This window comes from Clostridium caldaquaticum, from assembly GCF_023806125.1.
GTDB lineage: Bacteria > Bacillota > Clostridia > Clostridiales > Clostridiaceae > Clostridium_AT > Clostridium_AT caldaquaticum.
Map to the genome: position 1 here is coordinate 6,470 of NZ_JAMSKT010000017.1, position 20,456 is coordinate 26,925.

The following is a 20,456-nucleotide window of genomic DNA, read 5'->3' on the forward strand; positions in this document are numbered from 1 at the left end:
CAGCTGGGAGAGCATCTGCCTTACAAGCAGAGGGTCACAGGTTCGATCCCTGTTGTGCCCACCATAGTGATTAAATCACTAAAATTAAAATGGCCCAGTGGCTCAGTTGGTTAGAGTGCCGGCCTGTCACGCCGGAGGTCGAGGGTTCGAGCCCCTTCTGGGTCGCCATTTAAGCTGGCATGGCTCAACGGTAGAGCAGCTGACTTGTAATCAGCAGGTTGTAGGTTCGATTCCTATTGCCAGCTCCAATTAAATATGGCTCATTGGTCAAGCGGTCAAGACACCACCCTTTCACGGTGGTAACAGGGGTTCGATTCCCCTATGAGTCACCACTATGGGCGCATAGCTCAGCTGGGAGAGCATCTGCCTTACAAGCAGAGGGTCACAGGTTCGATCCCTGTTGTGCCCACCATAGTGATTAAATCACTAAAATTAAATATGGCCCAGTGGCTCAGTTGGTTAGAGTGCCGGCCTGTCACGCCGGAGGTCGAGGGTTCGAGCCCCTTCTGGGTCGCCAATAAAAATCCTAAACATTTGTTTAGGATTTTTATTTTTTTAAGAATGTTGTATTATAAAAATAAGGCAGGTTCTTTCCTGCCTTATTTTGCTTTGCTTAAATTTTTCTTTATTCTTATATCATCGCCAAAGAATTTGTAAAGTGAAAAATTGCCTAAAAGTCTTGAACTAATTCTTTCAGAATAAATTTGCAGTATTTCTTCAAGCTTGCAGTTAGTTGAAACAATCATCTTTTTATTTTTTAAAATCTTTTTATTTAAAAGATTAAAAAGCTCCGTTTTTGAAAAATCACTGATTTGTTCTGTTCCTAAGTCATCTATAATGAGCAGGTCGCAGTTTATAAGTAGCTCTTCTAAAAGTTCATCTCCATCAAAGCGTACGCGTTTTAAATTTTGTATAAGGCTTTCAGCAGTTCTGTAAACAACAAGATAGCCTTTATCAAGCAGTTCCTTTGCAATACAGTTTGATAAAAAGGTTTTGCCTGTGCCGGAATTTCCATAGAATAATAAATTTTCATTAGTAGAATCAAAATTTCTTATAAAATTCATGCATCTTGTAAAAATTTTTTCTATGTTTTTTTTAGGGCTTTCAGGTTCGCTGCCAGATTTTCTTGGAGAGTAGTACTCAATATTAAAGTTGTCAAAATTATTTTCTTTAATTAACTCGTTTAAGTCTGAGTTTTTATAGTATACCTTAACAAGATGCTGTTTATAGCAGGAACATTTTTGATTTCCTATAAAGCCAGTATCCTGGCATTTTTCACATTTAAAATTATGTTCAAGATAATTTATAGGATAGCCGTTTTTAAATAAAAGCTCAGATTTTTGAACTCTTAAGTCTGTTATTCTTTCTCTCAGGTTTTTTAAGTACTCATCTCTGTTTTGAATATCTTTAAAAGCACTTATGGAAAGCTCTACGCAAAGCTTTCCTATTTTTCGTTCAAGTTCTAAAACTTCAGGCAGCTTTTCTTCAATTTCTTTTCTTCGTTTTGAAAGTGCTTTGGCTTCATTTTCTCTTATATTTTCGTAGATTTTTGCTATTTCAGCTTGATAACCATTAATCATCGGTAGTCTCCCATCCTAATAACTTTTTCTCAAGTTCGTCAAAATTATAAGTTCTCTGCTCAAAGTTGTTAAAGGTGCTGTTTGGGTTAGGTCTAAAATTATTATTTTTCTTTGTGTTTGCTTTTTTAACATCTTTTTTAGCTATATCTTCAAGTGTAAAAAGACCTTCCTTAAACCAGCTGCTCAAAATTCCATCAATATATTTAAATTCAGCTTTATTTATTCTTTCAAAGCATATATCTATAGCTTTATATATTACTTCAAGAGGAAACTTATATACATTAACCCATTTATCCAGCATATCTTCCTGTGGTTTCATTACTTCTCCGTCTTTTATTCCTAAATATGTGAGTATTCGTCTGATTTTAATCCATTTGTCTTCATGTCTTTTTATATAAGACTGAGCTTCATCAACGGTTTTAATCTTGGAATCATACCAAGCCATTGCTATCTTTTCTATATATCTATAGTCAGTCTTTCCTTTAGAAACACAATATTGGATTAAAAGCAATATAAGTTCAGGAGGGAAGCCGTATTCCTTCTGCCATCCTATATAAAGACTCATTTCCTTTGGCGAAAGTGTTCTTGCAAGTAATTTTTCTATTTCTTGAAGCATGCCTTTTGTAGTATCTTTATTTAATTCCTGCAGAAGATTTACACTATCAATATTTTCTTCTATAGACTCGTTTAAATCTAAAAATTGTATATTAAAGTTTCCCATATTATCTATAGGTACCATTTTAATAACACCTTCATCATTCCAATAATTCCAGGCATTTAATACATCTGTTTCAAGAAGATGAAGTGTGCTTGCAAGTATTGATGAACTTACGCCAAGTTCCCCAGACATACAGTATTTTAGTCCTAAAAGATAAACTTTAACAAAATCTCCTCGAGCTTTTGTCATGTAATTGTCTATGAAAATATTGCTTACTGGTGTATAGGCCTGAGCCTTGCTTTTAAATATAAAAGTGCTCACAGCACCACAACCTTTCTTTGCTAATTTTATACAATATGTAGTATTGCATAAATTTATTATAACAAAATATAGTTCTGCACTCAACAAAGTTCAAAATCAATATTTATTTCTTAAGTGATTAATTTAATAATTGGATATCTATAGAATATGAACACTTAATTAATTTTTATTCATAAACATGGATATATTACAAAAATAATTATATTTTGTGAAAATATTGGGTATATTACATAAGGTGAGAGGAGAGGATGTATTTTTGAATTCTAACAGTAAGCAATGTAAGTTTTTAAGTTTCATAGTTATAGTTATAACCCTGGCAGTATCCTCTGTTTACTATAAGATAAATAAGCCTAATGCTTATGAGATTAGAGTAGAAGATAAAGTTGTAGCATATGTAAAAGTTGATAACAGTATTTTCAGCAAAATTAAAGCTTTAGGCGATGAAGTGGAAAAAAGATTTAAGACTTCAAAATTAAAAGATAGTATAGCTGTATATAAGTCAACGGTTACTGAAGATTATTTTATTGATGAAAAGCTTTTAGATAAAGCCATAATACAAAACAGCGGTATACAAATAGATGCTCTGTCAATGCTTTGCGATGGAAAAGAAATTGCTATAGTAGCTAATGAATCAGAAGGAAAACAGGCACTTAATAAAGTAGCAAATTATTATGCAGATAAAAGTGGTCTTAAAGTTAAAGAAAGCAGGGTAAAAAATAAGATTACATATTCTAAGAAAAAAGTGATGCTTTCAGAGGTAGATACTGTAGATAGGGTTAGTGAAAGAATTAAAGATGTAAACTTAAAGTCAAATAAGCCTGTTGTAACTATAGAAATTACAGGAACTGTTGAGAGTAAAGTAACAGCATTACCTAGAACTATTGTACAGCCTACAAATGATTTGCCTTTGGGGCAGACTAAGGTGCAGAGTGAAGGTAAGAATGGACAAAAAACAGTAGTAAAACAGATAACAATGGAAAATAGTAAAATTATCTCGTCTAAAATTATAAGTGAAAAAATAACTGTAGCACCAAAGGATAAAATTGTGTTAAAAGGTACAAAAAGTGCTGCGGCTGTTAACAGTACTCTTTTAGCTTCACCATCCCGTGGAACTATATCTTCAGGTTTTGGAATGAGGTGGGGCAGAATGCACGAAGGCCTGGATATAGCGGCGGACTTGGGAACTCCTATATACGCAGCCCTTGATGGAACTGTAACCTATTCAGGCTGGGCAACTGGCTATGGTATGCTTATAAAGCTTAAGCATAAGGATGGCCTTGAAACTTACTATGGACATTGCAGCAAGCTATTGGTATCAGAGGGGCAAACTGTTAAGAAAGGTGATAAGATAGGGGAAGTTGGAAGCACAGGAAACAGTACAGGGCCTCATCTTCACTTTGAGGTAAGAGTAAATGGTATACCTAAGGATCCGGCTCCTTATTTAAAGAGTATAAAAGGCAGTTAAAATAAAAAGACCTCAAAACGAGGTCTTTTTATTTAAGGTAAAAGCTTGTTTATTTCTAGCATTCCTGCACCTTGAGACCATTTGAACATATCTAAAAGTTTGCAGGAAACTTTTAAAAGAGCAATAATATCTTTAAAAGGCAAGTCGGGTTTATTTTCAAAAAGTAGTGCACAAACACCGCTTATAAAAGCAGCGGCGCAGGAGGTGCCTGTATAAGTAGTATAAGGATTATCCAATGGATAAGCATACACTCTTGAGCCGTTTCTTTCTGAAACATAGTCTTTATTGGTATTTAAAGAGCATATATCCACACATGCTGCAGCTATATCTGGTTTTTCAAGTTTTCCATAAGGACCGCAGGAGGAATATATATAAGGTTTTATGCCTTTTCTAGTGTCTAATCCAGCTACGGTAATGCAATTACTTAAAGTAGCAATGCCTTTTATAGAGCTTTCTTTATTTCCGCTATTTCCGCTTGGAACAACAACTACAATACCCTTTTGTACTGCTATATCAAACAGTTTTGAAAAAAGTGAAAGTATGAATGGATTATAGTCCACAACTTCAAAGGGTAGACATATTACTTTTATGTTATATTCTTTGCTTTCATTAAGTATAAGCTCTATGGCATAGAGAATATCTGATATAAATCCTCTGCCTATGCTGTTGAAGGCTTTTACAGAGAATAGATGGCTGTTTTCAGCAATTCCTCTGTACATTCCTTTTGAGGCGGAACCGTTGCTGCAAATTATACCGCTCATAAAGGTTCCATGTCCATTATCATCATAGGGATATTTTATGCCATTTAATATGTCAATAAATTTTTTTATTTTATTATTTGGAGCAGAAAGGTCTACATGAGGATAAGTACCGCTGTCAATCAAGCCTATTCCAATTCCTTTTCCGGTCAGTTTGTATCTTTCCTGAAATGCTATACCATTAGCACTTAATACACTGCTTCCGCATAAAAAAGCATTTGTATCAAAAGTTATATAAGATACTTCTGGAAGTTCTAAAAGTCTTTCTAAAGCACTTGCTGATAAGCTGGCACTTATACAATTTAATGAAGGTATGGATCTAATGAGCTCTGCTTTAAAGGAGTTTATTTTTTTCTCTATATTTTCTCTTAAATTTTTGCAATGGATTATTACTCTGTAATGTTTATAGTTATTAGAAGCTAAAGCTGATTTAAGATTATAGTCCAGTTTGCTTTTTAGAGAGAACATTCAATCCTCCTGAAAAATTGATACCATTATATATTATGAATACTTTGTTGTATTGATACGGTTTAATAAGAATTTTATTATTTTTTAAGAATTTATTTTTCAGCAAAATACATATAGTTAAATACAAAATAAATTAAACATAATAATACAGAAGAAAAATGCTAAATTGAAGCAATATACTAATCTTAACTTTAATTGTAGATAGTTTATAGTGCTTGTTATGCTCTAAATATTTTTCAAATTCTATTAAATCACTCTTTTTTAAACGACGTAATTCACAGTTATGGTTTTCGTTATACCACTTTTCGAATTCTTCAACTACATTTGTATATAATGATATTGTTTTTTGGCTTTTTTTATATTTCTTTAGATACTTTATGAACTCCTCTATCATTAATGTTCACCTTTTCTAATAAGATAGCTTGATATTTTTCAAATACTTTAGTATTTTAACTATAATGTTTATATCTTTTAATCTTATCATATTATACACTTTACAGTAAAGTTAAATTTATTTGTATTAAATGCAGCTATTATTTTATTTATATATAAAATTTTCTGAAAGATATGTGTTAAACGGTTGACATATATTAATAATAGTCATATAATTAAATTGTACATTAAAGGTTTTCAAAAGATAAATGGTGGCCGCCAAGATAAAGTATAATTTAATAATTATGAGGAGGAAAAACATGAAAAGAACAAAGATATTATCTTTAGTATTATCAGTAAGCTTAGCAGCTTCAGTATTGGCTGGATGCGGTAAGAAAGCAGCTCAAGATAATACAAGTAATAATCAAGCAGCTCCTGGTAAAAAAGTTGAGATAAGTATTCTTATGGGTAAGCCTGAAGTGGCAAAACAGTTTGAAGAAATGCTTGCTGAGTATAACAAGGAAAGCAATAATGCTAAGATAACTATGATACCTTTAGCAGGTCAAAATGCTTACGAAAAGATGACATCTTTATATGCTTCAGGTAATGCTCCTACTATAATGATGGTTGGACAAGAATTTGGAAGCTTTAAAGATAAGTATTTGGACTTATCAAATGAATCTTGGGTAAAAAATGCTATGGAAGGAACGCTTGACTACGTAAAAGTGGATAACAAGGTTCTTGGTATGCCTGTAACTGTAGAAGCTTTCGGTTTTATATATAATAAAAAAGTATTAGATGAAGCAGTTGGAGGAAACTTTGATCCAGCTTCAATAAAAACAACAAAAGACTTGGAAGATTTATTTAAAAAAATAGAAGCTAAAGGAAAGAAAGCTATTCACATATCACCAATGGATTGGTCTTTAGGGGCTCACTTTACTAACGTGTTTTTCACAACACAATCTCAAAACAGAGATGAAAGACATAAATTCATGGCTGATTTAAAGGCTGGAAAAGTTAGTTTAAAAGATAATAAGCAATTTAATGGCTGGTTAGATACTTTTGATGTTATGAAGAAGTATAATTCAGCAAAAGCATCACCATTAGCTCCTCAATATGAAGAAGGACCAGAAAAGCTTGGTACAGGTGAAGTTGGATTATGGTTTATGGGAAATTGGGCTTATCCACAAATTAAGGAGCTTGATGCTTCAGGTGAATATGGATTCTTACCAGTACCAATTAGTAATAATGCAGCTGACTATGGAAACAGTCAAATATCTGTAGGAGTTCCTTCTTATTGGTGTGTGGATGCTTCACAATCAAGCAAAGAGCAACAGGAAGAAGCTAAGAAATTCTTAAATTGGTTAGTTAATGATAAAAAGGGTCAAGAAATTTATGTTAACAGCTTAAATTTCATACCTGTATATACTAATTTTAATGCAAAACCAACTGATCCGCTTTCAAACAATATTCTACAGTATATGTCCAGCAAGCAGACTTTAGAGTGGATGAACACTTATTATCCAGCAGATGGATGGCCAAAGATGGGTGCTTCAATGCAGAAATATTTAGTTGATAAGATTGACAGAGCTGGACTTATATCAGAGTTTGAGACATATTGGAAGACTGCAAAATAGAAATTTAAATAATAAGTAATAATGGAATAGGAATTAATTCTTATTCCATTATTAATAATATTAATTATTATTTATGAAGGAGAGAAAGAATGTATAACGAAAAGAGCTTCAGTTCAAAGCTGAAAATATTTATGTTATTTGCTTTTGTGCCGTTATCAGCTTTTTTAGTTGTAATAGTAATACCATTTTTATTAGGTTTATATATGACTTTTACTAGTTCTACGGGTGCGTCTAAAACAGCAGATTTTGTTGGAATTAGTAATTATATAGTTGCTTTTAAAGATGCAGATTTTTGGGGTTCTTTAGGATTTACTTTTAAATATGTAATTATAACAGTGGTACTAACTAATGTTATAGCCTTTGCTTTAGCACTGCTTGTTACAAGCGGGTTTAAAGGACAAAATTTCTTTAGAACCGGATTTTTTACTCCAAACTTAATAGGTGGAGTAATACTAGGATTTATATGGCAGTTCATATTTTCAAGAGTATTTGTATCAGTAGGACAAACACTGGATATTAAGATATTGTCTACTTCCTGGTTGGCTGAGCCGCAAAAGGCTTTTTGGACTTTAGTTATAGTTGGAGTATGGCAAAGCTCAGGCTATATGATGCTTATATATATTGCTGGAATTATGGGTATATCAAAAAGTGTTATGGAGGCTTCATATATAGATGGAGCATCATCTTTAAGACAGCTTATCAGCATAAAAATGCCTCTAATGGTGCCAGCCTTTACTATAAGTTTATTTTTAACTTTGCAAAGAAGCTTTATGGTTTACGATACAAACCTTTCTCTTACAAGAGGAGGTCCTTACAGATCAACTGAGCTTATAGCAATGCACGTTTATAATGATGCGTTCTTATCACAAAATTATTCTTCAGGTCAAGCTAAAGCGTTAATTCTGTTTGTAATAGTTGCAATAATTGCAGTAACTCAAGTAGTTATAATGAAGAGAATGGAGGTTTCAGAATAATGGGGGTAAAGGCTGCTAAAAGAATTAAAGCAGGGCTAGTACTTGTGCTGTCTACAATATTGCTCTTACTTTATTTATATCCTTTCTTTATGGTATTAGTAAACTCTTTAAAGAAAAGAGCTGAAATTATTAAAAGTCCGCTTACTTTAGGAGAAAATATAAATTTTAAAAATTATACTGATGCTTTTAGAACAATGAATTTTATGAATGGATTTTTTAACTCATTAATTATAACAGTAGTATCAGTGTCTTTAATAATAATATTTTCAGCTATGCTGGCTTATTTCTTAGCAAGATGGAACTGGAAAATAAATAAACTTATATTTGTAACTTTAGTTGTTTCTATGATTATTCCTTTCCAAGCTTTAATGATACCGTTCGTTAAGATATATGGAAGCTTAAACCTTCTAAACAGTAAATGGATGTTATGCTTCTTTTATTTAGGTTTTGGATTAAGTTTGGCTACATTTATGTATCATGGTTTTATAACCAGCATACCTGTAGAGTTAGAAGAAGCAGCAATTATAGATGGAGCTTCACCTATTCAAGTGTTTTTTAAGATAATATTACCACTATTAAAGACTACAACTATAACTATTGCAATACTTGATGTTCTTTGGATATGGAATGATTTCCTGCTTCCATCATTAGTTTTAATAGGAGAGGATCAAAGAACACTTCCGTTATCAATGTTCTACTTCTTTGGTAAATATACTTCAGATTATGGAATGGCTATGGCAGCATTAATTTTAACAATTATTCCGGTAATTATTTTCTATTTATTGATGCAAAAACAAATTATTAAGGGTGTAATAGAAGGAGCTATTAAATAAAGTATAAAGGATGATGTTATTTTGAATAAAAAATGGTGGGAAAAAAGTATAGTTTATCAAATTTACCCTAAAAGTTTTTATGATTCAGATAACGATGGAATAGGTGACCTAAAGGGTATTATTTCAAAATTAGATTATTTAAAGGATTTAGGTATTGACGTTATATGGTTAAGTCCTGTTTATAAAAGTCCTATGGCTGACAATGGCTACGATGTTTCAGATTACTATGATATAGAAAAACAGTTTGGCTCTATGGAAGATATGAATGCTTTAATAGAAGAAGGTAAGAAAAGAAACATAAAAATAATTATGGACTTAGTTATAAATCATACTTCTGATGAACATGCATGGTTTATAGAATCTAAAGCATCAAAAGACAGCCCTAAAAGAGATTATTATATATGGAGAGATCCAAAAGAAGATGGAAGTCAGCCAAATAATTGGGAATCAATTTTTGGCGGTTCTGCATGGAAGTACGACGAAGTTTCTAATCAGTATTATTTGCATGTTTTTGCTGAAAAACAGCCAGATTTAAATTGGGAGAATCCGAAAGTAAGAAAAGATTTATACCAAATGATAAATTATTGGCTTGATAAAGGCATCGGAGGTTTTAGGGTAGATGCTATAACTTATATAAAAAAAGGAAATGATTTTAAAGATTTAAAACCTAATGGGAAGGAAAAATTAGTTCATGTAAATGGTGCTTGCTTAAATCAAGAAGGAATAGAAGAGTTTTTAGCCGAGCTTAAAGAAAATACTTTTGCTAAGTATGATATTTTAACTGTAGCTGAAGCGCCTGGTGTTCCTAAGGAGAAACTTAGCAGGTATGCTGGAAAAGATGGTTTCTTTGATTTGCTTTTTGAATTTGAGCATGTGGATTTAGACATAAATGCGGATGGAAAATGGTACAAACCTAGAAAATGGACTATTTTAGATTTTAAAAGTGCTATTAAAAAAAGCCAGGAAGTTTATAATGAAATTGGTTTTGGTGCCTTATATCTTGAAAACCATGACCAGCCAAGATCATTAAATAAATTTATTAAAGAAGAGGATATTAGTTTAGTATCTGCAAAAATGTTAGCAGTGACTTATTTTTTCTTGAAAGGAATTCCATTCATTTATCAAGGACAAGAAATAGGAATGACTAATGTTAAATATGAATCTATAGAAGACTATGACGATATTGCTTCGATTGGTCAATATAAAGATGCTTTAAGTGAAGGATATTCAAAAGAGGAAGCCTTAGCAGCACTTCATAGAAGAAGCAGAGATAATGCAAGGACTCCAATGCAGTGGGATAACAGTGAAAATGCTGGATTTACCAAGGGTAAACCATGGCTAAAAGTAAATCCTAATTATAAAGATATAAATGTAGAAGCTAATTTAAAGAATGAAAATTCTCTATTAAACTTTTATAAGAATTTAATTAGACTTCGTAAGTTCAGTAAATATACAGATGTAATAGTATATGGCAAGTATATAAAGTTTTTAGAAGAACATGGGGATGTATTTGGATATATAAGAGAATATAATGGAAAACAAATTTTAATACTTTCTAATTTTACTGATAAAAATATTCAGTTAAAGCTTGATTATAATGTAAGAGAAGTCATTATATCTAATTATGAAAATATTGATTTAAATAACAAAAATATAGAACTAAAAGCTTATGAAGCAGTGGTTTTAGAGCTTGTCTAGGAGTGCTTTTAATGGTAAGAGATAAATTACAGGAAGCTAATGAATTTATAAAAAATAACAAACATAAGTTAAATAAGGAATATAGATTGAACTACCACTTAATGGGTGAGTATGGTTGGATTAATGATCCAAATGGATTTATATATTATAAGGGTAAATATCACTTGTTTTATCAGCATTATCCTTATGAAGCGGTTTGGGGGCCTATGCACTGGGGGCATGCTGTAAGCGAGGATTTAGTTAAGTGGAGCTATGAACCTATAGCTTTAGCTCCGGATACAAACTTTGATAAAGATGGCTGTTTTTCAGGTACTTCTATTGAAAAGGACGGAAAGCTTTATCTTGTATATACAGGCCATGTATATACTGGAGTGGATAAATCAAAAGATTATAAGCAAACTCAGGGAATTGCTTATTCAGAAAACGGAATTTTTTTTGAAAAATACCATGGGAATCCTGTAATAAATAGTAATCAAATTCCAGAAGCAGCTAACAAAAAAGATTGTCGTGATCCTAAGGTTTTTAAAATAGATGATATTTATTATATGGTATTAGGTTCAAATGATGAAAAAGGAAATGGTCAAGTTCTTTTGTATAAGTCTAAGAATTTAATAAATTGGGATTTTGTAAATATATTAGCTAAAAGTGATGGAAACATAGGAACAACATGGGAATGTCCTGACTTATTCAAGATAAACGGTAAGGATATATTGATGGTTTCACCGCAATACATGAAGCCACAGGGGAATAATTATCATAATATCCATTCTACAGTTTATATAACAGGTAATTTAGATTTAAAAAAAGGTATATTTAATATAAATGGTTATAATCCAGTTGATTACGGCTTTGACTTTTATGCTCCACAAACTGCTTTAGATAGTAAAGGCAGAAGAATAGTAGTAGCTTGGATGGAAATGTGGGAAAGTAAGTTTCCCACTCAAGAGAGAGGAGATAATTGGTGTGGAGCTATGACTCTTCCAAGAGAGGTTGTATTAAAAGATAATAAACTATTTTTTAAACCCGTTTCTGAAATAGAAAATTATAGAAAGAATGAAGTTTCTTTAGAAAATATAAGCGTTAATGGAGAAAACTTGCTTCCTATAACTGGAGACAGCTATGAGCTTCAAATAATTTTTGATGCGAAGCACTCAAAAGAGTTCGGAATAAAACTTAGAACTTCTGAGACTGAAGAAACAGTATTGACATATAGTGTAGAAGATAAGTTATTTATATTTAATCGTGATAAATCAGGAATAGGTCCTAAGGGAGAAAGAAAAACAGAAGTAGAGCTTATAGACAATAAGTTAAATTTGCAAATATTTGTTGATAAATCTTCCGTTGAAGTGTTTATCAATGAAGGAGAGAAGGTTATGACAGGAAGAATATATCCAAGCAGAGAGTCTATTAACTTGAAGGTTTTCTCAAAAGGTGATTGTAATATATTATCCCTTATAAAATGGGATATAAAATAGAGTTTATAAGTAACAAGCTGTATGTAAATATTGTACAACTGGCTTGTTATATAAACACTGCATATGTCAATCGGTTTACATAAACGCTTTGGAGGGATAGTATGTTTAAGTTTGAAGATAAGATACAGTTTCAAGATAAGTCAAATGATATTCTAACCGTAGGAGAAATTTTAATTGATATGATTTCAGCAGATTACGGTGATAATTTTGAATGCAATACTTATAATAAGTTTTTTGGTGGTTCTCCAGCTAATATTGCTATGAATGTAAAAAAGCTGGGAATAAATTCACTCGTTGCCTCAGCAGTTGGTAAAGATGGATTTGGAAGATTTTTAATAAATCATTTGAAACAGTTTAATATTGATACTGGCTGTATTCAGCAAGTAGATTACTCAACAAGCATGGTTGTAGTTACAAAGAGTAAAGCAACACCAATCCCTATATTTTATAGAGAAGCAGACTATTATATGGAATATACAAATGAGCTTAAAGAGGCTTTAAAAAATTCTAAAATAGTTCATTTTTCCTGCTGGCCAATATCAAGAACGCCAGTTAGAAATACTATTTTAAAAGTTATTGAGCAGGCGAGAAAAAATAATATGTTAGTGTGTTTTGACCCTAATTATCATCCGATGATATGGCAGAAAGGTGAAAATGGGATTGAATATGTTAAGTCAATAGTAAGTAAGGTTGATATTGTAAAACCATCGGAGGATGATGCAGAAAGATTGTTTGGAAAAGATACAAATGAGAATCAGATAGAAAAGTTTTTAAAGCTTGGTGCTAAGCTTGTAATTATGACTCTTGGAAAAGACGGAGCAATAGTTTCAAATGGGGTAGAAACTATTAAATTTAACACTTTGGCAACAGAAGTAGCAGACACTACAGGAGCAGGAGATGCTTTTTGGTCAGGTTTTTATGCTTCCATTATAAAAGGGTATACTATTAAAGATGCGTTAAAATTGGGTTTTGCAGTTAGTGCATACAAATTAAAGTATACTGGAGCAGTGGTTGATTTACCAAAGCTTGAAGAAATAAAAAAGATGTATGGTTTATAGGAGGCGGCAATTATGGCAGTAAAAAATCAAGTACAGCTTATTACTTATCCAGACTCACTTGGTGGAAATTTAAAAACTTTAAACAACGTATTATTAAAGTATTTTTCTGATATTTTTAAAGGTGGGGTTCATATTCTTCCTCCATTCCCATCCTCAGGAGACAGAGGGTTTGCGCCGCTTACTTATTTAGAAATAGAGCCTGAGTTTGGTACTTGGGAGGATATAAAGGCTATTGGCGAAAATTTTGATGTGCTGGTAGACTTAATGGTTAACCATATTTCTCAAAAATCTAAGTATTTTCAGGATTTTCTTTTAAAGGGCAGAAAATCAGAATATGCTGATTTATTTATTACTTTAGATAAACTTTGGAAAGATGGAAAGCCTGTTAAAGAAGATATAGATAAGATGTTTCTTAGAAGGCAGGTGCCTTATTCTGCTTTTACAATAAAAGAAACTGGTGAAGAAGAAAAAGTATGGACTACTTTTGGAAAGACTGATCCTTCAGAGCAGATTGACCTTGATGTGAAATCAGAAAAAGTAAAGCAGCTCCTTACGGATTTCTTTATTAATTTTAGTAAAAATAACGTAAAAATAGTAAGATTAGATGCTGTAGGCTATGTTATTAAAAAGCTGGGAACAAGCTGCTTTTTTGTAGAACCAGAAATATATGAATTCCTAGACTTTATTAAGGGACTGGCAGATTCTTTAGGAATAGAGCTTCTTCCAGAGGTTCACTCACACTACACAATTCAATATAAGCTTGCAGAGCATGGCTTTTTTATATATGATTTTATATTGCCATATAGAGTTCTTGACACATTAATAAATAAAAATAGCCAAGAGCTTTGCAAATATTTAAAAAATCGTCCCAGCAAGCAGTTTACAATGCTTGACTGTCACGATGGTATTCCTGTAAAACCAGATATGGATGATTTAATAGATACTAAGGAAGCTAGAAAGCTAGTTGACATTGCTTTAGAAAGAGGTTCAAACCTTAGCCTTATAGTATCAGATGAGCATAAGGCACCAGATGGTTTTGATGTGCATCAAATAAGATGTACTTATTATTCTGTACTTAACAAGGATGATGATGCATACTTAGCAGCAAGAGCTATTCAATTCTTTACTCCTGGAATACCTCAAGTATATTATGTAGGACTACTGGCAGGAGAAAATGATATTGAGGCTGTAGAAAGAACTGGAGAAGGCAGAGAGATAAACCGCCATAACTTTACTCTTGAAGAAATTGAACAGTCGATAAAAAAGCCAGTTGTTCAAAGACTTCTAGAGCTTATACGATTTAGAAACGAATATCCTGCTTTTAATGGAGAATTTAAGGTTTTAGATTGTGCTAAAGATGAAGTCAGTCTTTCTTGGGAAAAGGAGGATAAGAAGTGTACATTGTTTATAGATTTAAAAACTAATAAATCTGTAATCAATTATATAGATAATAATGGTAAAGAAACTGAATATTTAGTATAGCGGTATGACCAAGGGGCTTAATCCCTTGGTTTTGTTTTACGTTTATAGACAAATTTTTACTAATATAATATAATAAATTTGTATTTAGAAATGGAATAGGAATGATTTTATGGCGACAATAAAGGATGTAGCTAAAATAGCCGGAGTTACTGTAACTACGGTTTCAAGAGTGTTAAACAACAGAGGATATATAAGCGAGGCAACTAGAAAAAAGGTATATGATGCTATGGAAGAATTGAATTATCAACCTAACGAAATAGCACGTTCCTTATTTAGAAGAAAGTCTAATATTTTAGGGCTTATAGTACCAAATGTGTCTCATCCATTTTTTGCGGAATTAACAAATTATGTAGAATTTTATGCTTATCAATCAGGTTATAAGGTATTAGTATGTAATTCTTATCAAGATAGCGTTAAGGAAAAGGATTACGTGGAAATGCTTAAAAGAAATCAGGTTGACGGTATTATAATGGGAAGTCATACAATGGAGACTTCAGATTATCTTATTCCAAACCTGCCTATTGTAGCTCTTGATAGAGACTTTTTAAACGGTATACCTTTTGTTACTTCAGACAACTATGAAGGTGGCAGGCTTGCAACTAATCTTTTAATAGATAAAGGCTGCAGAAAACTTGCACATATAAGCGGGCCTCTTGAATTAAGTACACCAGCAAATAATCGTTATCAGGCTTTTGTTGATACAGCAGATGAAAGAAAGGTTGATTATGTTATTAAAGAAGCAAAATTGGATATATTTGAAAGCTATGAAAAGCTTGTTTATAAAATGTTTGAGGAGTATCCTGATATAGATGGTATATTTGCCAGCAGTGATATGATAGCTGTTTCAATAATACATGTTGCTAGTTTGCTTGGCAAAGAAATTCCAAAGGATTTAAAAATAGTGGGCTATGATGATATTAATTTGGCTTCTTTAATTGTACCTTCCTTAACTACTATAAAACAACCCATTAAAGAAATGGCTGAGCTTTCTGTAAGCTTATTAATTAATGAAATAGAAGGGAAAAAAGTAGAAATTGAAAATATATTGCCTATAAGGTTAGTAGAAAGAAAAACTACTTAAAGGTATAAAATAATTAGTTCGCATGGAGGAAAAGGCCATGAGAAGAATTAATAAAGTATTATTCATGTTTATAATTTTAGTTGCAATTTTTATAATAAGCTTAACTTTATCAAACAAAAGTCCTGTGTTTAATGGAAAAGTGAATGACCTTAAAAATAAATTTTATGGAAAAACTTTAAATAAGGAATTTAAAACAAAAATAAAAGCAGGAAATCTCAGCACTGATTATTTAATTGAACAGGCACTTAGGGATATTGATAAACTTCAGTTAAATACAGTTAATATACCAGTGGTTATACATATTAAGGATTTGAAAGCAACGGATATGACAGTTGATGAAGAGAGTAAGAAAAAGGCTGTAGAGCTTATAAAAAGATTAAGATGGAAAAAGATAAATATTATTTTAGAAGCGTATCCCTGGATAGACAATGGAAAGCAGTATGAAACCGAGTGGAAACCTGTGGATATAAATAAGTTTTTTGACAACTGGAAAAGTAAGGTTATTAAAAATCTTATTGATGATATAGCAGTACCTTATCATGTGGATGCACTTAATGTAGCGTCAAATTTTATAAATATGGAATCTTATGAAGCTTCCTGGATAGATATAATAGATTATGTAAGACAGTATTATAAGGGGCTTATAACTTATAGAACTAATTGGTGGTATAAAACTGAGGATTTTAATAAAAAGCTTAATAATAAGCTTTTTTCAAAAGTAGACTTTATTTCCATTGCTGCTTATTTTGAGCTTTCAAATAAAGATATAAATACTGCTTACGAGCTGACAGAGGCAATAAAATCTACAACTGCTCATAAAAGAAAACAAAATATAGAACAGCAGCTAAAGGAGTTTCATGATAAGTGGCAAAAGCCTATATTTTTTGGAGAACTTGGGTTTCCAAGAAGAAATGGGGCTGCAAGAGAGCCGTGGAATCCTGAGCCTACAAAAATAGAAAATGTTTTAGAGCAGGCAAACTGTTTTGAAGCTTACAGAAGGATTTTTGAAGATAAGCCTTGGCATTTAGGTTTTTCTGTTTTTGCAATCGGGGAGACTAGTGAAAATAAAAACTATTATCCAAGTGAAGAGAGCATAGATATAATCAGGAAGTGGTATAAAAATAATAATATAAGCGAGAGATGATTTGTAGTTGTAAATAATTTAATGGAGTGATTCTAATGAATAAAACTAAAAAAGTTATTTTTGAGACTGCTATTAAGGAGTTTTCTCAAAATGGGTATAGTGGAGCTACTATGGATAATATTGCTGAAAGTGCAGGTGTAGCAAAAGGTACTCTTTATTATCATTTTAAAAGTAAAGAGGAAATATTTAAGTATATTATTACAGCAGGAATGGGATTAATGAACGAGGAAGTTAAAAATGCAGCCGATTCCCAAGAAGATATTCTTAATAAATTGAGAGCTATTTGTAAAGTTCAACTAGAGATGGTACATAGAAACCGAGATTTTTTTAAGGTAGTAATGAGCCAGCTTTGGGGCCAGGAACTTAGGCATCTAGAATTGCGTGAAAGTATTAAGCGGTATATATCAGTAATTGAGACATATCTTAATGAAGCTATGGAAAAAGGCGTTATTAAAAAAGGTGAACCATCATTTTTTTCATATGCTTTTTTCGGAACATTATGTTCAGCTGCTGTGTATGAACTTATAAATAATGATTTAAATAATGTTGATGATGTTATAGAGAGCCTTATGGAGTATGTTCTAAAGGGAATACAGTTATAATCAAGAGGATTTAAATGATTTTTATTCAAGATTATGGAAGTATCAGTCAGATATTTTGCCATAATCTTTTTATTTTATACAAAATGAAAGAATTTCATGAATTATATATATTGACAGGGGAAGAAAAAAGGAGTATAAATAAACTGACTGGTCAGTTCATAATGACTGGTTAGTAAATTTAAAGGAGGAGTAGCATGAATTTTATAAAAATAGCTTGGCGAGATATATCAAGTATATTTAAAAACAGAATACTTAGAGTTTCTGTAACTGCAATAATAGTCGTACCTCTTTTATACAGTCTACTTTATCTTGCGGCCTTCTGGGATCCTTATAGCAAGTTGAGCTCCTTGCCAGTAGCTATAGTTAATTTAGATGCTGGAGCTACTAAAGATGGTACAGCTGTCAACTATGGCAATGATTTGGTAGAAAAACTAAAGGATAATAATAAAATCGGATGGAGATTTGTTTCGCTGGAAGAGGCAGAGCAAAAGCTTAAAGAAAAAGATGGGTATTATGGTATGTTCATAATATCAGAGGATTTTTCTAAAAAGATTATAAGTGCAAAGGATGGAAAACCAGAGAAAGCAATAATTACCTTTATTGAAAATGATAAGAAAAACTTTTTGGCCGCCCAAATAAATAGTAAAGTACTAGGTGAATTAAAATTAGAATTAAACAAAAACATCGCTAAGGAATATACTATCGGTGCTTTCGATAGTCTTTACGAAGTAAAGGATGGAATGATAAATGCAGCAGATGGCAGTAAAAAACTTAAGGATGGCATGATTACTGCTAAAGATGGAAGTAAGGAATTGAGTGATGGTGTAAAAACTCTTAATGGAAAACTTCCTGAGATGAAAAGTGGTATTAAGCAGTTGTATGATGGCTCAATCAAGTTGAAGGATGGACTAGGGCAAGTTCAAGCAGGAGTTGGGTCATTATATGGAGGGGTAACTCAGATAAATGGAGGACTTCAAGATGCCAAGTCTGGTGCAATACAAATAAGCGATGGATTAAATGCTATGAATGGAAAAATGCCAGAGCTTGAGAAAGGAGTATCTGATCTTTACAAAGGTTCAGAAGATTTGAAAGTTGGTATAGATAAAGCTTCTAACGGAGCAATTCAGGTAAATCAAGGAATAAAGGATTTTTCTGATAAGGGCTTAACTCCTGTAGCGTCAGGAATAGGGCAACTTGATGGAGCATTAAATGATCAAGTACTGCCTAGCATGAAAAAAATAAATGATGGTGCAGCACAGGTTTCTGCAGGAATTGATGAGTTAATAAGTAATATGACAGCTTCTCAGACATCAATGGCAAATGTATTAGCAGTTTATCAACAAAAAGTAGTTGAGGGTACTGCTACAGCAGATGATGTGGAAAAAATCATAACATCAATAGGAACAATATTAAATGCTTCTAACACACCAGACAATCAACAAAAAGTAAATGCATTAAAAACAGGTGCTAAGACGGTTAGTGATGGATTAAAATTAGTTTATAGTAATCTTAATGGAGATTTCAAAACAGGTCTTGATAGTCTGAATACTAATATGCCTAGCGTAAAAGTAGCAGCAGATAAACTTTATAAAGGTTCTGGTGAATTATCAAATGGATTAGATGCTTTAGCAGGCGGTGCAAAAGCTATTAATAATGGCTTGGGACAATTGAATAGTAAAGTACCAGAATTATCAGCAGGTGTAGTTAAACTAAGTAATGGATCAAAGAATCTGGTTTCAGGGTTAGAACAATTATACTCAGGTTCTGCTAGACTAAAGGAGGCTATAGCTAAACCTGAACAAGTTAAAAACTTACAATCGAGCAGTACAAGTGGTGGAAAAAATCTATTTGAGGGTATTACCGCACTAAAAGACGGAGCTTTACAGTTAAGTAATGGATTAGGAGAGTTTAATAGTAAACTACCAGAACTTCAAGATGGTGTTAATAAACTTCAAGATGGCTCAATACAACTTTCTGATGGAATTGTAGAGCTTACTGATGGGGCTTCTAAATTAAGTGATAAGCTGCAGGAAGGTGCAGATAAAATAACAAAGAATTTAATTAATGATAGCGACACTATGGGTGAATTTGTTTCTGAACCATTAATTATGGACGAAAAACCATTGAATCCAGTAAAGGATTATGGAACAGGATTTGCGCCATATTTTATACCTCTTTCATTGTGGGTTGGTGCATTAATGATGTTTTTCGTAATTACAGATAAGATAGACGATGATATAGAGGCAAGTAATTTTTCAATAGTTATAGGCAAATTCTTATCCTATGGATATATAGGTATACTACAGGCAGTTTTAGTTAGTGTAGTTGTAATGACTTTAGGGCTTAAGCCGGATAATGTTCTTTTATATTTCTTAACAAATATATTTATGTCCTTTGTATTTATAGCAATAATTCAAAGTTTGATATTCCTAATGGGTCAAGTTGGAAGATTACTTTCTATTGTACTTTTAATATTACAATTAACTTCTTGTGCAGGAACATTCCCATTAGAAGTGGTGCCTAAGTTGTTTAAAGTGCTAAATCCATTTATGCCATTTACTTACTGTGTATCAGCTTTAAGAGAAGTTATATCTGGATTAGATATTTCTATATATGGATATGATATAGGTATATTGGCAGGGTTTTTAGTTGTATTTTTAGTAATATCTGTGTTAATGAAAGGGCATGCTGATAAAATTCAATTAAAAATACAAGAGAAAAAAGAAGCAATAGTATAGATAAAAAGCATATTTTAATAAAATTATTATATTTTTAATTAAAAAAACAGATTGTATGAAATAGTTTATTTTATATACAATCTGTTTATTTTTATGTTGAATTTAATTACAA

The 20,456-nt window shown here is 31.9% G+C and carries 17 protein-coding genes and 5 tRNA genes; 18 read left to right on the forward strand and 4 right to left on the reverse strand.

The features are described 5' to 3' along the window. Window positions 1-91 precede the first annotated feature (91 nt). From M2651_RS11110 to M2651_RS11130, 5 genes are all read left to right on the forward strand, one after another. Window positions 92-168 (forward strand) — tRNA-Asp (locus tag M2651_RS11110). Between the two features lie 5 nt (window positions 169-173). Further along, window positions 174-248 (forward strand) — tRNA-Thr (locus M2651_RS11115). Between the two features lie 9 nt (window positions 249-257). Then, window positions 258-332 (forward strand) — tRNA-Glu (locus M2651_RS11120). Window positions 333-336: 4 nt separating this feature from the next. Beyond that, window positions 337-412: transfer RNA gene (locus tag M2651_RS11125), tRNA-Val, on the forward strand. Window positions 413-440: 28 nt separating this feature from the next. Further along, window positions 441-517: transfer RNA gene (locus tag M2651_RS11130), tRNA-Asp, on the forward strand. A gap of 82 nt (window positions 518-599) precedes the next feature. Here the strand turns inward: M2651_RS11130 and M2651_RS11135 are convergent. Continuing rightward, complete coding sequence (locus M2651_RS11135) at window positions 600-1,580, reverse strand: ATP-binding protein (protein WP_252132422.1); 981 nt, start codon at window positions 1,578-1,580, stop codon at window positions 600-602. After that, window positions 1,573-2,559 (reverse strand): DnaD domain protein, encoded by a 987-nt coding sequence (locus tag M2651_RS11140; protein WP_252132423.1) that lies wholly within the window; start codon window positions 2,557-2,559, stop codon window positions 1,573-1,575. Before M2651_RS11140 ends, M2651_RS11135 begins: the two co-directional genes overlap by 8 nt. 256 nt (window positions 2,560-2,815) lie before the next feature. On the opposite strand from M2651_RS11140, the gene M2651_RS11145 reads away from it, so the two are divergent. After that, the gene (locus M2651_RS11145) at window positions 2,816-4,024 is read left to right on the forward strand and encodes a M23 family metallopeptidase (RefSeq protein WP_252132424.1); all 1,209 of its coding nucleotides are present in this window, start codon (window positions 2,816-2,818) and stop codon (window positions 4,022-4,024) included. Between the two features lie 32 nt (window positions 4,025-4,056). On the opposite strand, the gene M2651_RS11150 is transcribed toward M2651_RS11145, so the two are convergent. Both M2651_RS11150 and M2651_RS14465 read right to left on the reverse strand, forming a co-directional pair. Continuing rightward, a complete protein-coding gene (locus M2651_RS11150) occupies window positions 4,057-5,250 on the reverse strand; it encodes a S8 family serine peptidase (protein ID WP_252132425.1) in 1,194 nt (397 codons plus the stop codon). A 133-nt stretch (window positions 5,251-5,383) separates the two neighbouring features. Then, window positions 5,384-5,644, reverse strand: coding sequence for a site-specific integrase (locus M2651_RS14465; RefSeq protein WP_350338298.1), 261 nt, complete (start codon window positions 5,642-5,644; stop codon window positions 5,384-5,386). Window positions 5,645-5,942: 298 nt separating this feature from the next. Between M2651_RS14465 and M2651_RS11155 the strand changes: the two genes are divergently transcribed. From M2651_RS11155 to M2651_RS11210, 12 genes are all read left to right on the forward strand, one after another. Further along, window positions 5,943-7,259, forward strand: a complete 1,317-nt coding sequence (locus tag M2651_RS11155) for an ABC transporter substrate-binding protein (RefSeq protein WP_252132426.1) — start codon at window positions 5,943-5,945, stop codon at window positions 7,257-7,259. A gap of 89 nt (window positions 7,260-7,348) precedes the next feature. Continuing rightward, window positions 7,349-8,233 carry a carbohydrate ABC transporter permease gene (locus tag M2651_RS11160; protein ID WP_252132427.1) on the forward strand — a complete coding sequence of 295 codons (885 nt, stop codon included), beginning with the start codon at window positions 7,349-7,351 and terminating at the stop codon, window positions 8,231-8,233. Continuing rightward, window positions 8,233-9,066 (forward strand): carbohydrate ABC transporter permease, encoded by an 834-nt coding sequence (locus M2651_RS11165; RefSeq protein ID WP_252132428.1) that lies wholly within the window; start codon window positions 8,233-8,235, stop codon window positions 9,064-9,066. Before M2651_RS11160 ends, M2651_RS11165 begins: the two co-directional genes overlap by 1 nt. Window positions 9,067-9,087: 21 nt before the next feature. After that, window positions 9,088-10,764, forward strand: a complete 1,677-nt coding sequence (locus tag M2651_RS11170) for a glycoside hydrolase family 13 protein (protein WP_252132429.1) — start codon at window positions 9,088-9,090, stop codon at window positions 10,762-10,764. An 11-nt stretch (window positions 10,765-10,775) separates the two neighbouring features. Next, window positions 10,776-12,239 (forward strand): glycoside hydrolase family 32 protein, encoded by a 1,464-nt coding sequence (locus M2651_RS11175; protein WP_252132430.1) that lies wholly within the window; start codon window positions 10,776-10,778, stop codon window positions 12,237-12,239. A 101-nt stretch (window positions 12,240-12,340) separates the two neighbouring features. Next, window positions 12,341-13,297 (forward strand): carbohydrate kinase family protein, encoded by a 957-nt coding sequence (locus M2651_RS11180; protein WP_252132431.1) that lies wholly within the window; start codon window positions 12,341-12,343, stop codon window positions 13,295-13,297. 12 nt (window positions 13,298-13,309) lie between these two features. Further along, window positions 13,310-14,779 carry a sucrose phosphorylase gene (gene gtfA, locus M2651_RS11185; protein ID WP_252132432.1) on the forward strand — a complete coding sequence of 490 codons (1,470 nt, stop codon included), beginning with the start codon at window positions 13,310-13,312 and terminating at the stop codon, window positions 14,777-14,779. 109 nt (window positions 14,780-14,888) lie between these two features. Continuing rightward, complete coding sequence (locus M2651_RS11190; RefSeq protein ID WP_252132433.1) at window positions 14,889-15,860, forward strand: LacI family DNA-binding transcriptional regulator; 972 nt, start codon at window positions 14,889-14,891, stop codon at window positions 15,858-15,860. A 37-nt stretch (window positions 15,861-15,897) separates the two neighbouring features. Next, window positions 15,898-17,004, forward strand: coding sequence for a glycoside hydrolase family 113 (locus tag M2651_RS11195; RefSeq protein ID WP_252132434.1), 1,107 nt, complete (start codon window positions 15,898-15,900; stop codon window positions 17,002-17,004). A 35-nt stretch (window positions 17,005-17,039) separates the two neighbouring features. Then, window positions 17,040-17,606, forward strand: coding sequence for a TetR/AcrR family transcriptional regulator (locus M2651_RS11200; protein WP_252132435.1), 567 nt, complete (start codon window positions 17,040-17,042; stop codon window positions 17,604-17,606). Window positions 17,607-17,620: 14 nt separating this feature from the next. Beyond that, on the forward strand, window positions 17,621-17,779 hold the full coding sequence (locus M2651_RS11205) for a hypothetical protein (RefSeq protein ID WP_252132436.1): 159 nt from the start codon (window positions 17,621-17,623) through the stop codon (window positions 17,777-17,779). Window positions 17,780-17,800: 21 nt separating this feature from the next. After that, window positions 17,801-20,344, forward strand: coding sequence for a YhgE/Pip domain-containing protein (locus tag M2651_RS11210; protein WP_252132437.1), 2,544 nt, complete (start codon window positions 17,801-17,803; stop codon window positions 20,342-20,344). The last annotated feature ends 112 nt before the right edge of the window (window positions 20,345-20,456 follow it).